Here is an 11,204-nt window from a genome sequence, read left to right as displayed (position 1 = left end):
TGAACCTAGCACGGATATCGTCGGCTCCCTGAAATAGGCGCGGGCTATGGTGGCGCCCCGCACCAGAAGTCGACCGAAGGTCTGTCCGTCATGCGGCAGGGACCGGCCGGCGTCGTCCTTCAGCGCCAACTCCACACCGAGCGGTGGTTTGCCCTGTTTGATCCGCCATTTCATCTGTTCATCGTAAGGCAGGGCCGACAGTTCGGGTGGCATCGTGCAAACGGAGGCGACAGGAGAGGTCTCCGTCATTCCCCACGCATGAGTCACCTCCACGCCGAACTCGTCATGGAAGGCGCGGATGAGGCTTTCCGGAACCGCCGATCCTCCGATCAGGACCCGCTTCATCGCAGGAATCTGCAACCTGTTCTCTCGGAGTTGGGCCAACAGACCCTGCCACACCGTCGGCACGGCGGCCGAGAAGGTGACGCCTTCCGAGGCGATCAGCTCGTAGAGCGCTGCTCCATCCATCCTGGCGCCCGGCATCACCAGCTTGCCCTGCAGCCAGGCCGGATCGCCGTCGTTCGCGTCCAGCCTCGCCTTGGCCGCCAGGGCGCCCTTGGCCAGCATCCAGCCGCCGACCACGTCGCCCAACAGTTTCAGATAGGCGTCGGCGGCGGCCAGCACGTCGGCCGCGGCGTCGGGATCGGCCTTGCGGTCCAGCAGCCACAGGGTCGCGTCCTCGACCGCCTCGACGGCCGTGGCGAAGCGTTCGACCGGCTTGCCGGAATAGAGGCGACCCAGGTCCGTCAGGGTCGCCTTAATGTCGGCGATCAGGGCCTTGGCCGAGTCCCCGCCGTCCATCGACAGTTTGCGACCCACCAGGTCCATGGCCTGGATGCCGTTGGTGCCTTCGTAGATCGGGGCGATGCGGGCGTCGCGATAGTATTGGGCCGCGCCGGTCTCCTCGATGAAGCCCATGCCGTTGTGGACCTGGACGCCCAGGGAGGCGACCTCGCAGCCGACATCGGTGGACCAGGCCTTGGCGATGGGGGTGAACAGGTCCTCGCGGCCCTTCCGGCGGCGACGCTCCCCCTCGGTCCCGGCGTGGCGCGCCAGGTCGGCGGCGACGCCGGTCGACAGGCAGATGGCGCGCGCGGCCGAGATCTTGGTCTTCATGACGCCCAGCATGCGGCGCACGTCGGGGTGGTCGAAGATGGACGCGCCCTGTTCGCCGGTCCAGACCGAGCGGCCCTGGCGACGCTCCAGTGCATAGGCCAGGGCGTGCTGATAGGCGCGTTCGGCGACGCCGACGCCCTCGACGCCGACCGCCAGGCGCGCGGCGTTCATCATCACGAACATGTGGGCCAGGCCCTCGTTCGGGCGGCCGACCAGTTCGGCGCGGGCGCCCTCATAGCTCATGACGCAGGTAGGCGAGGCGTGGATGCCCAGCTTGTGCTCGACTCCGACCGGGCGGAAGGCGTTGCGGTCGCTCAGGGTCCCGTCGTCCTTCACCGCGAATTTGGAGGCCAGGAACAGGCTGATGCCCTTCGGTCCCTTGGGCGCGTCGGGCAGGCGGGCCAGCACCAGATGGACGATGTTGTCCGTGGCGTCGTGGTCGCCCCAGGTGATGAAGATCTTCTGGCCGTTCAGCGCATAGGTCCCGTCGCCGTTCGGCGCGGCGGTCGCGGTCAGCGAGCCCAGGTCAGAGCCCGCGCCCGGTTCGGTCAGCACCATGGCGCCGGTCCATTCGCCGCTGACGAGCCGGGTCAGATATCTGGCCTTCTGATCCTCCGTGCCGACCTGTTCCAGCGCCTCGATGGCGGCCAGCGACAGCATGGGGCACAGGCCGAAGGCCATGTTGGCGGCGTGGACGGTCTCATAGGCCGCCAGCTCCAGCGCCTTGGGCAGGGCCTGGCCGCCCGCCTCGGCCGAGGCCGACAGGCCGGTCCAGCCGCCGACGGCGAACTGGCGATAGGCGTCGGCGAAGCCCGGCGCGGCCGTGACCGATCCGTTGGCATAGGTCGCCCCCTTCTGGTCGCCGATGCGGTTCAGGAGGGCCAGCACCTCTTCCGAGAACTGGCCGGCGGCCGCCAGCACCGCGCCGGCGACGTCGGCGTCATAGTCGGGGAAGGCGCCGGTGGCGGCGACGTCGGCCACGCCGGCTATGGCCTCCAGGGTGAAGGCCAGGTCACGGACGGGGGCGCGATAGCTCATCGGGAATCTCGAAGGTGTTCCGTCACGGCCGTCAGTGGCCCGCTAGAAATGAGCCGTGTACGCCGGACGATGAGGGATCCGATGGGGCGCGCAAAGGCGAGGACCATCAGAAAGCGGACAAGCTGGGCGGAGAGGATCAACGGCAGATCGACCGGCGTCGACGCCGCGATAATCAGCATGGCGTCGATGCCACCCGGGCTGGTCGCCAGGTAGGCCGACAGTGGATCGATGTGGAACAGGCGGCCCAGCACGAGGCCGACGAATGCGCACGCGCCGATAAGGAGGATCGCGCCGCCGACGATAACGGGCAGGCTGTAGAGGTTGTCGACCAGGCTCGCCCGGGTGAAGCTCAATCCGATGGTCCAGCCGATCACCGCATAGGCTGCGGCCGTTATCAGCGGCGGCGTCTGGAAGGGAACACCCGCCGCGCCGAGCAGCATCCCAGCTAGGATCGGGACGAGCAGGGCCAGGACGCCGACCCGCGTCCATAGACTCAGCAGGACCGCCCCGCCGCCGAGGACAATGGTCGCCAACAGCCCGATCGGCGACAATTCGGGCAACCAGTTCCGGGCCGCCTGTCCAATCGCCGCATGGGTCATGCCGTGAGCCACACCCAGGGTGGCGAACGCGACCAGGACGATGCGGGCGTATTGCATCAGGGCGACCTTGCGGGCGTCGCCGCCCGCCGCTTCGGCGAAGACCATCATGGCCGTGGCGGACCCCGGAGCCAGCCCCCAGACGGCCGTGGCGGGCGACATCAGCCCCATCTGTCCGGAAAGAAAGGCGAGGCCCATGCCGTGCCGCATATGGAACCGTTGAATGCGGACAGTGATTGATCCCGCCGAGCGGATGGGCCTGCCGAGAGGTTCTCGCAGAATGGATCGGCCGCATTCCCAGCTCACGCTGCTATAATCGGGCTTATTCGTCGTCGGGACCATCGTATGGCCGCACCTTCGCCGAAGCTCGCCAGAACGCGGCCATCTGACGGTAGGCAGTCTGACGAAACGGTTCGGGATCGCTGTCGGCCAGTCGCTCCAGTTCGACCGCACGTTCCAGACGTTCCGCCGCCGTGAGCATGGCAGGTAAAGGCCGAGGATCGACTTTGGTTCATGGGTGATCGAGCGCCGTTCGAAGCAGCACGACCTCGCCGGAGGTATATGTGCGCTCAAGCTGAAACTGTTGCGCGCATTGAGATTTCCCTATCCGGAGAGGAGAGTCCCATGCCTAGAAGCGACAAGTCCGCCTATACGGACAAGCAGGAACGCAAGTCCGATCACATCGCGGCCGGCTATGAGAAGCGCGGCGTGTCGGACAAGGAAGCCGAACGGCGCGCCTGGGCCACCGTCAACAAGGACGACGGCGGCGGCAAGAAGAGCGGCTCCGGACGCGGCAAACACACCGGTCATCCCGCCGCGCACAAGGGCGGGCGCAAGGGCGGGGAGGCTGCGGCCAGCCGCTCTAAGGCCGACCGTTCCGCCGCCGCGAAGAAGGGCTGGGAGACGCGGCGCCGGAAGGCCGCGCACTGAGCCATGGCCATGAAGGTCTATCGCGTCTCCATCGGCGGCGAAGGCGGACCCAGCCGCGAGGTGGAGGTCCCGTCCAAAACCGACGTCCAAGCTGCGGACGCGGCGGCCGAGCTGATGCAGACGGGCGAAGCCATCCTGAGCATCATCAAGACGGACGATCCCGATCAGGAGGTCGATGCCCCGCCGCCGGGAACTCAGACCGACCCGGATCAGATCACATGACCGGCGGCGCTTCCGGTTTAATTCAGGGCGGCCTTGGCGGCCCTGAGGACCAGTTGCTTGAGGATGGCCAGGAGGAGGTCTTCTCTCGCGCCGAGGTCGAAAGCGGTCGCATCGAACACCATGCCGACACCCAGACCCGGCCCGATCCGGAGCAAATCGAGCTGTTATCCCCCCCGGAATCACCGGAGCAAAACCAACCCCGACGGGCACGCCGGCATCCGCCAGAACCTTGATCGCATCCAACCTTCGCTGCGGCGTCGAGGCGCGTGGCTCCATCGCACGGGCCAGTCCTCGATCGAGGGTCGTGATCGAGATGAAGGCCGTCGCCAGCCCCTCGCGCGCCATCGGCCCCAAGATGTCCAAGTCCCGAGTGATCAGGGTGGACTTGGTGATGACGCTGACCGGCTGGTTGAATCGGGTCGCCACTTCCAGCACGCCACGCGTGATCTTCAGGTCGCGCTCATCCGGCTGATAGGGGTCGGTATTGCCGCCTATGTGGATTCGTTTCCAGACGTATTTTTTGGCGCTGAGTTCCTGTTCCAGGAGACGCGCGGCGTCGGGCTTGTAGAAAATCCGGCTCTCGAAATCCAGGCCCGGGGATAGGCCCATGTAGGCATGGGACGGGCGAGCATAGCAGTAGCTACATCCATGGCTGCAACCTGTGTAAGGATTGATGGAACTCTCAAAGCCGATGTCTGGGCTCTGGTTCTTGCTGATGATGGTTCTGGAGTGGAGCGGGGTTATTGTTGTTGGGATCTGGGTGGAGGAGGGGACATCTTCATCGGTCCAGCCGTCGTCGAACGCCTCGACCAAAGTGGCTTCGAACCGACCGCTGGCGTTGGATTTGGCACCCCGACCCCGGATGGCGGGCCTCAGTTTCACTGCCTCGCTCATGGCTGTGTAACAGAATAATAGAGCCAGCAGTGCGAGCATCCCTTGTAGGTATTGATCGACCGCTCGAACCCGATGTCGGGCGACTGGTTCTTGCTGATGATCGTCCGCGATCGTAGCGGGGTCACCGTCGTCGCGATCTGGATGGGGAGGGCGGCGTCGTCGTCCGTCCAGCCGTCATCAAATGCCTCGACCTGCGTGGCCTCGAACCTGCCGCTGGCGTTTGACTTGGCGCGTCGACCTCGGGTGCCTTTGGCGAGCGACGCAGCAACCATGCTGATTAGGCCGACGGGCTCGACGCGTGATTCCAAGCGACCCGCTGGACCGGGCCGCCGACGACCGGGCGTTTCAGGTAAGCGCGCGGGAACGCCCAATTCGGCATAGGCCGGGCCTGCATCTGGTCAGTGTGTAACGTAGGCATAGACGCAGCCATGTTCGCAACCTTTGTACGGGTTGATGGAGCGGTCGAATCCGATGTCCGGGCTGTCGTTCCGGGCGATGATCGTGCGGGCGTGTTCCGGCGTGAGGGTGGTGCGCAGGGGCGCGGCCTCGGCGTCGTCGCGCGTCCAGCCGTCGTCGAACGACAGGTGCTGCTCAGGTTCGTAGCGGCCGGTGGCATTCGAACGCGCGCCTCTTCCCTTGGCGGTTTCCATGGGAAGGAGGATGCGTCATTGACTGGAACAAAGCAAGAACATTTGTTCCAGCGCAGTCAGGCGGTTCAGTCGGGGCCGATGACCATGCAGGTGACGCGGCGTTCGGCCAGGGCCTCGCAGGCGCCCTTGGCGGCCGTTTCGGTCAGGCCGGTGAAGCGCGAGCGATACCAGTCGCCGGCGGTCTGGACGTTGCGCTCCGCGCTGGCGAACTGGGTGCGGAACCGGCGGTTCAGTTCGGTCAGCCAGTCGTTGGCGACCTTCTCGTCGCGGAACGCGCCGACCTGGACGGCCCAGCGTCCGGCGGGCGCGCGGGCGGCCGTGCGCGCCGCTTCCCGTGCGGGCGGCGGCGTGGCGCGACGCGGCGTGGTGGAGGGGGCGATGGCCGCGCTCGCCGGCGCGCCGTTCAGCGAGGCGGTGACGTTATGCGGCGCGCGCGCGCTCGTCGCGGCGGCCTGTCCTGCCGCCTGGGCGGTCGCCGCCGCGCGCTGGCTGGCCGCGCGTTCGGACGGCGCTGGCGCGACGCGCGTCGGCAGGACGACAGGGGCCGGGGCGGCCGTATAGGCGACGGCGGTGGAGCCTGCGATGTCGCCGTCCTCGTCGTCGCGGATCGAGGCGTAGGCGATGGGCGCGTCGCCCGTCGCGGACTCCCCGCCGATGCCGAAGCCGCGTTGCTCGAAGAAGGTCTGGGCGACCTGGATCCGTTCGCCCTGGGCGCGACGGCGCTCGACCTCGAAGCCGGTGTCCATCAGTTCGGCGACGTGGGCGTTGCGGCTGGCCGTCGAACGACCGCCTAGAACGATGGTGATCAGGCGACGCCCGTCGCGCACCGCCGAGGCCGCCAGATTGTAGCCCGAGGCGTTGGTGTAGCCGGTCTTCATCCCGTCATAGCCGCGCCCGGTCGGCAGCAGGCCGTTGGTGTTTCGATAGTTGCGGCCGTTGTAGGCCCAGTCGTGCAGGCCGAAATAGCTGTAATACTGGGGGAAATCGCGCATGATGGCCCGCGCCAGGATGGCCTGGTCGCGCGCGGAGGTCAGCTGGCGCGCATCGGGCAGGCCGTTGGCGGTGACGTAGCGGGTCTGGGTCATGCCAAGCTGTTCCGCCTTCATCGTCATCATGTTTGTGAAGCGCGCCTCGGACCCGCCGATATGCTCCCCGATGGCCAGGGCCATGTCGTTGGCCGACCGCACGGCGGTGGCGCGCATGGCGTTGTCCAGGGTGATGGTCTGACCCGCCGCCAGACCCAGTTTGGACGGCGGCTGCGAGGCGGCGCGGGGAGAAATCGTCAGCACGTCGTTCAGGTTCGCCTTGCCCTGCGACAGCGCCTCGAACGTCAGATACAGCGTCATCATCTTGGTCAGGGACGCCGGATAGCGGCGGCTGTCGGCGTTACGGGCGAACAGAACCTCTCCCGTCGCCGCATCGATCACGATGGCGGCATAGCGACTGCTTTCCTGAGACTGGGCCTCGATCGGGCGGACATGGAAGCCCAACACCAGCGAGGCGGCGAGGAGGGCCAAGAGGCCGCGGCGGAGGAAGGCGATCATGGGCGATACAACCCCTTGGTAATCAAGCCCTTGGCGAGCAGGGTGCGGCAGGCCCCCCGGCCGACGCGACGAAAGGGTTAGCATAGGAACCTGGGGTTTCATGGTGGTTAACCGCCCGTCAACGCGAATTTGAACCGTCTATCGGGGTTATCCCTGACAGCTTATCGGCGATCACATTGTGCAACGCACAATGCGGCCTTGCATTCCCTTCGCACTCGCAGCATATTGCGGTTCTGCGAGGGTTCGCCTCGCGTCAGATTTTCCGCACCGCCGCCACCCCCGGGCGGGCAAACACCGGAGAGACGATCATGGCCGACGCCGCCGAAACGATGAAGAAGACCGCCGATCAAGCCGCCGCCGCCACCGCTTCGGCCGGCGCCAAGGTCAAGGCCCAGGCCGAGACCCTTCAGGCCGCCGGAACCCAGGCCTTCCGCGAAGGCATCGACAAGTCGGTCGCCTCGCTGGGCGAACTGAACGCCCACGGCAAGAAGAACCTGGACGCCATGGTCGAGTCGGCCACCGTCGCCCAGAAGGGCGCCGAGGCCCTGTCGCAACAGGCTCTGGGCTTCGCCAAGACGTCCTGGGAAGACGGCGTCGCCGCCTCCAAGGAACTGTCGACCGCCCGCTCGGTGCAGGAGTTCTTCGAACTGCAGACCGCCTGGGCCAAGAAGTCCATGGAACGCTACGTCGCCGAAATGACCAAGACGAACGAGATCGTCGCCGCCACGGTCAAGGACAGCCTGAAGCCGATCAACGAGCGCGTCACCGCCTCGGTAGAAAGCTTCCAGGCCGCGCGCTAAGCCGAGCGACCTTGTAGATCGAAAAGGCCCCGGAGTTCGCTCCGGGGCCTTTCTTGCGTTCAGGGCAAGGCGGAATGGTCATAGCTGAACACGCGCGCCAGCTTCCACTGTGGCCCCTCCTGTTTCCACATCTGCGTGAAGCGGGCGCGTCCGACGCGCGTTTCGGGTCCGTCGCCCTGACGTTCGTAGAAGAAGTGCTGTCCTGTTTCGACGGCGCCGTAGTTGTTGATGGGATAGACCGCTAGGCCGTCCGGCAAGGCCTCGCGCCGGGTCCGCCATGCGTCGGGCGCGCTGCGGTCCTGACACCGCGCGGCGTATTGCGCGACAAACCCATCGGCGTCGGTCGCCACACGTCCGCCACGGTCGTCGAAAAACTCGAAGTCATCGGTCAGCATGGCCCGAAGCGCGGCCGGGTCGCAGCCTTCGAAGAACATCGAGAACAGCCGGGCGTCCGCCGCGATCACGGCGGTCTCCAGAGGCGTGCGCGGCGCAACGGCGGATACGGCGAGGGCGGCGAATAGGGCGACTGGCATGGTGATCGTGAGCCTTTCAAGCGAGCGCCTCAACCTGTCGCCAAGCTGCGCCGCGATCACGTGAAATCTTTGTCAGACGGCCTTCACGAAAGCCGTGACTGGACGCCGCTTCAAATCAGGCCATCATTCCCTATCTGTTAGCCAAGACGACTCCCCGATTACGGAACACGAATGCCCATTCAAAGGCCCGGCGAGACGGGCGGCGGTCAAGGAACCGCCGTCGTCACCGAAACCAAGCCGAAACTTCAGAAGCCCTCGCTGTATCGGGTGCTGATCCTGAACGACGATTATTCGCCGATGGAATTCGTCGTCTATGTGCTGGAGCGGTTCTTCCAGAAGAGCCGCGAGGAAGCGACCCGCATCATGCTGCATGTGCACCAGCATGGCGTGGGGGTCTGCGGCGTCTTCACCTACGAGGTCGCCGAGACCAAGGTCGCGCAGGTCATCGAGACCGCGCGCCGCCACCAGCACCCTCTGCAATGCACGATGGAAAAGGACTGAGAGGAGCCTCCCAATGCCTTCATTTTCCCGTCCTCTCGAAGAAACCCTGCACCGCGCGGTGGGATACGCCAATGCGCGCAGGCATGAATACGCCACGCTGGAGCATCTGCTCCTGGCGCTGATCGACGACCCGGATGCGTCCGGCGTCATGGGCGCCTGCAACGTCGATCTGAACGCGCTCAAGGCGGCGCTGACCCTCTATGTCGACAACGACCTGGCCGCCCTGGCCACGGCCGACGGCGAGGACGCCAAGCCCACGGCCGGCTTCCAGCGCGTGATCCAGCGCGCGGTGATCCACGTCCAGTCATCGGGCCGCGAAGAGGTGTCCGGCGCAAACGTGCTGGTCGCCATCTTCTCCGAGCGCGAAAGCCACGCCGCCTATTTCCTGCAGGAGCAGGACATGACGCGCTATGACGCGGTCAACTTCATCGCCCACGGCATCGCCAAGAAGGCCGGCGCCTCCGAGGCCAAGCCCGCCAAGGGCGCTTCGCCCGAAGAGGCCGAGGACCACTCGGCCGTCAAACAAGGCGGCGAGGCGCTGGAAGCCTATTGCGTCGACCTCAACGAGAAGTCGCGCCAGGGCAAGGTCGATCCGCTGATCGGTCGTCAGGCCGAGGTCGAACGCTCGATCCAGATTCTGTGCCGCCGGACCAAGAACAATCCGCTGCTGGTCGGCGATCCTGGCGTCGGCAAGACCGCCATCGCCGAAGGTCTGGCCCGTAAGATCGTGAACGGCGAGGTGCCCGACGTCCTGAAGGACGCCACCATCTATTCGCTGGACATGGGCGCCCTGCTGGCCGGCACCCGCTATCGCGGCGACTTCGAGGAACGCCTGAAACAGGTGGTCAAGGAGTTGGAGAACCACGACAACGCGGTCCTGTTCATCGACGAGATCCACACGGTGATCGGCGCGGGCGCCACCTCGGGCGGGGCGATGGATGCGTCCAACCTGCTGAAGCCCGCTCTGGCGTCCGGCACCCTGCGCTGCATGGGATCGACCACCTACAAGGAATATCGCCAGCACTTCGAGAAGGACCGCGCCCTGGTGCGTCGCTTCCAGAAGATCGACGTCAACGAGCCGACGGTCGAGGATACGGTGAAGATCCTGAAGGGTCTGAAAACCTATTACGAGCAGCACCACAAGGTCCGCTACACCGACAGCGCCATCCGCACCGCGGTCGAGCTGTCGGCCCGCTACATGACCGACCGCAAACTGCCGGACAAGGCGATCGACGTGATCGACGAGGCCGGCGCCGGCCAGATGCTGCTGACCGAATCCAAGCGCAAGAAGGTCATCGGCCAGAAGGAGGTCGAGGCCGTCATCGCCAAGATGGCCCGCATCCCCGCCAAGTCGGTGTCCAAGTCCGACACCGAGAGCCTGCGCGAGTTGGAGACGGATCTGAAGCGCGTCGTCTTCGGTCAGGAACAGGCCATCGAACAGGTGTCGGCGGCGATGAAGCTGGCGCGGGCGGGTCTGCGCGACCCGAACAAGCCGATCGGCAGCTTCCTGTTCAGCGGCCCGACCGGCGTGGGCAAGACCGAGGTGGCCAAGCAGCTCGCCGCCACCCTGGGCATCGAGATGCAGCGGTTCGACATGTCGGAATATATGGAGCGTCACACGGTCAGCCGCCTGATCGGCGCGCCTCCGGGCTATGTCGGTCATGACCAGGGCGGTCTGCTGACGGACGCCGTGGACCAGCATCCGCACGCCGTCATCCTGCTGGACGAGATCGAGAAGGCGCACCCGGACGTCTACAACATCCTGTTGCAGGTGATGGACAACGGGATGCTGACCGATGCGGTCGGCAAGAAGGTCGATTTCAGGAACGTCATCCTGATCATGACCACCAACGCCGGGGCCGCCGACAACGCCCGCGCCTCCATCGGCTTCGGCCGGGGCAAGGTCGAGGGCGAGGACGACAAGGCCATCCAGCGCCTGTTCGCGCCGGAGTTCAGGAACCGCCTGGACGCCATCGTGGCCTTCAAGTCGCTGGGCGCCGAGACGATCCGTTCGGTGGTGACCAAGTTCGTGCTGCAGCTGGAAGCCCAGCTGGCGGACCGCAACATCACCATCGAACTGACCGACGAAGCCGCCGACTGGCTGGCCAAGAACGGCTTCGACGAACTGTACGGCGCGCGTCCGCTGGCGCGGGTCATCCAGGACTCGATCAAGAAGCCGCTGGCCGACGACATCCTGTTCGGCCGCCTGACGCGCGGCGGACACGTCAAGGTCCAGCTGAAGGACGGCAAGATCGACTTCGACATCGCCAGCCCCTCGGGCGCCCCGGCGAAGTCGGAAGAGGAAGAAGAAACGGCCTGATCTGCGCCGTACCTGTAGAAACGAAAGGCCCGGCTGGCGACAGCTGGGCCATTTTTCTTT

The 11,204-nt window shown here is 66.0% G+C and carries 11 protein-coding genes and 2 pseudogenes; 6 read left to right on the top strand and 7 right to left on the bottom strand.

All coding sequences use genetic code 11. The annotated features are described in order from the left end of the window. Both B3Z70_RS12100 and B3Z70_RS12095 read right to left on the bottom strand, forming a co-directional pair. On the bottom strand, positions 1-2,154 hold a 2,154-nt coding region (locus B3Z70_RS12100), incomplete at its 3' end, for an AMP-binding protein (RefSeq protein WP_292045638.1). Beyond that, the gene (locus tag B3Z70_RS12095) at positions 2,151-2,948 is read right to left on the bottom strand and encodes an AbrB family transcriptional regulator (protein WP_292045636.1); all 798 of its coding nucleotides are present in this window, start codon (positions 2,946-2,948) and stop codon (positions 2,151-2,153) included. The genes B3Z70_RS12095 and B3Z70_RS12100, both read right to left, overlap by 4 nt. A 426-nt stretch (positions 2,949-3,374) precedes the next feature. Here B3Z70_RS12095 and B3Z70_RS12090 point away from each other — a divergent pair, with 426 nt between their 5' ends. The 3 genes from B3Z70_RS12090 to B3Z70_RS12080 are packed head-to-tail and all read left to right on the top strand — an operon-like array spanning position 3,375 to position 4,135. Next, on the top strand, positions 3,375-3,680 hold the full coding sequence (locus tag B3Z70_RS12090) for a plasmid stabilization protein (protein WP_292045635.1): 306 nt from the start codon (positions 3,375-3,377) through the stop codon (positions 3,678-3,680). Between the two features lie 9 nt (positions 3,681-3,689). Further along, positions 3,690-3,902: a hypothetical protein gene (locus B3Z70_RS12085; RefSeq protein ID WP_292045633.1), complete on the top strand. Its 213-nt coding sequence runs from the start codon at positions 3,690-3,692 to the stop codon at positions 3,900-3,902. Then, positions 3,899-4,135 carry a hypothetical protein gene (locus B3Z70_RS12080; protein ID WP_292045631.1) on the top strand — a complete coding sequence of 79 codons (237 nt, stop codon included), beginning with the start codon at positions 3,899-3,901 and terminating at the stop codon, positions 4,133-4,135. Before B3Z70_RS12085 ends, B3Z70_RS12080 begins: the two co-directional genes overlap by 4 nt. On the opposite strand, the pseudogene B3Z70_RS12075 reads toward B3Z70_RS12080, so the two are convergent. The 4 genes and pseudogenes from B3Z70_RS12075 to B3Z70_RS12060 all read right to left on the bottom strand — a co-directional run. Next, positions 4,074-4,796 (bottom strand): annotated as a pseudogene (locus B3Z70_RS12075) (radical SAM protein); the annotation flags it as partial. The gene B3Z70_RS12080 and the pseudogene B3Z70_RS12075 overlap by 62 nt on opposite strands. Beyond that, the gene (locus B3Z70_RS12070; RefSeq protein WP_312124063.1) at positions 4,793-5,104 is read right to left on the bottom strand and encodes a hypothetical protein; all 312 of its coding nucleotides are present in this window, start codon (positions 5,102-5,104) and stop codon (positions 4,793-4,795) included. The pseudogene B3Z70_RS12075 and the gene B3Z70_RS12070, both read right to left, overlap by 4 nt. A 102-nt stretch (positions 5,105-5,206) precedes the next feature. Then, positions 5,207-5,446: pseudogene (locus B3Z70_RS12065) on the bottom strand (radical SAM protein); the annotation flags it as partial. A 65-nt stretch (positions 5,447-5,511) separates the two neighbouring features. Then, the gene (locus tag B3Z70_RS12060) at positions 5,512-6,990 is read right to left on the bottom strand and encodes a D-alanyl-D-alanine carboxypeptidase (RefSeq protein WP_292045630.1); all 1,479 of its coding nucleotides are present in this window, start codon (positions 6,988-6,990) and stop codon (positions 5,512-5,514) included. A 308-nt stretch (positions 6,991-7,298) separates the two neighbouring features. On the opposite strand from B3Z70_RS12060, the gene B3Z70_RS12055 reads away from it, so the two are divergent. Continuing rightward, positions 7,299-7,790, top strand: a complete 492-nt coding sequence (locus B3Z70_RS12055; protein ID WP_292020192.1) for a phasin family protein — start codon at positions 7,299-7,301, stop codon at positions 7,788-7,790. Between the two features lie 59 nt (positions 7,791-7,849). On the opposite strand, the gene B3Z70_RS12050 is transcribed toward B3Z70_RS12055, so the two are convergent. Further along, the gene (locus B3Z70_RS12050; protein WP_292020190.1) at positions 7,850-8,323 is read right to left on the bottom strand and encodes a nuclear transport factor 2 family protein; all 474 of its coding nucleotides are present in this window, start codon (positions 8,321-8,323) and stop codon (positions 7,850-7,852) included. Between the two features lie 171 nt (positions 8,324-8,494). On the opposite strand from B3Z70_RS12050, the gene clpS reads away from it, so the two are divergent. Further along, positions 8,495-8,824, top strand: coding sequence for an ATP-dependent Clp protease adapter ClpS (clpS, locus tag B3Z70_RS12045; protein ID WP_017504641.1), 330 nt, complete (start codon positions 8,495-8,497; stop codon positions 8,822-8,824). 13 nt (positions 8,825-8,837) lie between these two features. Beyond that, the gene (gene clpA, locus B3Z70_RS12040; RefSeq protein WP_292020188.1) at positions 8,838-11,144 is read left to right on the top strand and encodes an ATP-dependent Clp protease ATP-binding subunit ClpA; all 2,307 of its coding nucleotides are present in this window, start codon (positions 8,838-8,840) and stop codon (positions 11,142-11,144) included. Positions 11,145-11,204 lie beyond the last annotated feature (60 nt).

The organism is Brevundimonas sp. UBA6550 (genome assembly GCF_002434505.1).
Classification (GTDB): domain Bacteria; phylum Pseudomonadota; class Alphaproteobacteria; order Caulobacterales; family Caulobacteraceae; genus Brevundimonas.
This window is presented reverse-complemented; position numbering and strand designations above follow the sequence as displayed.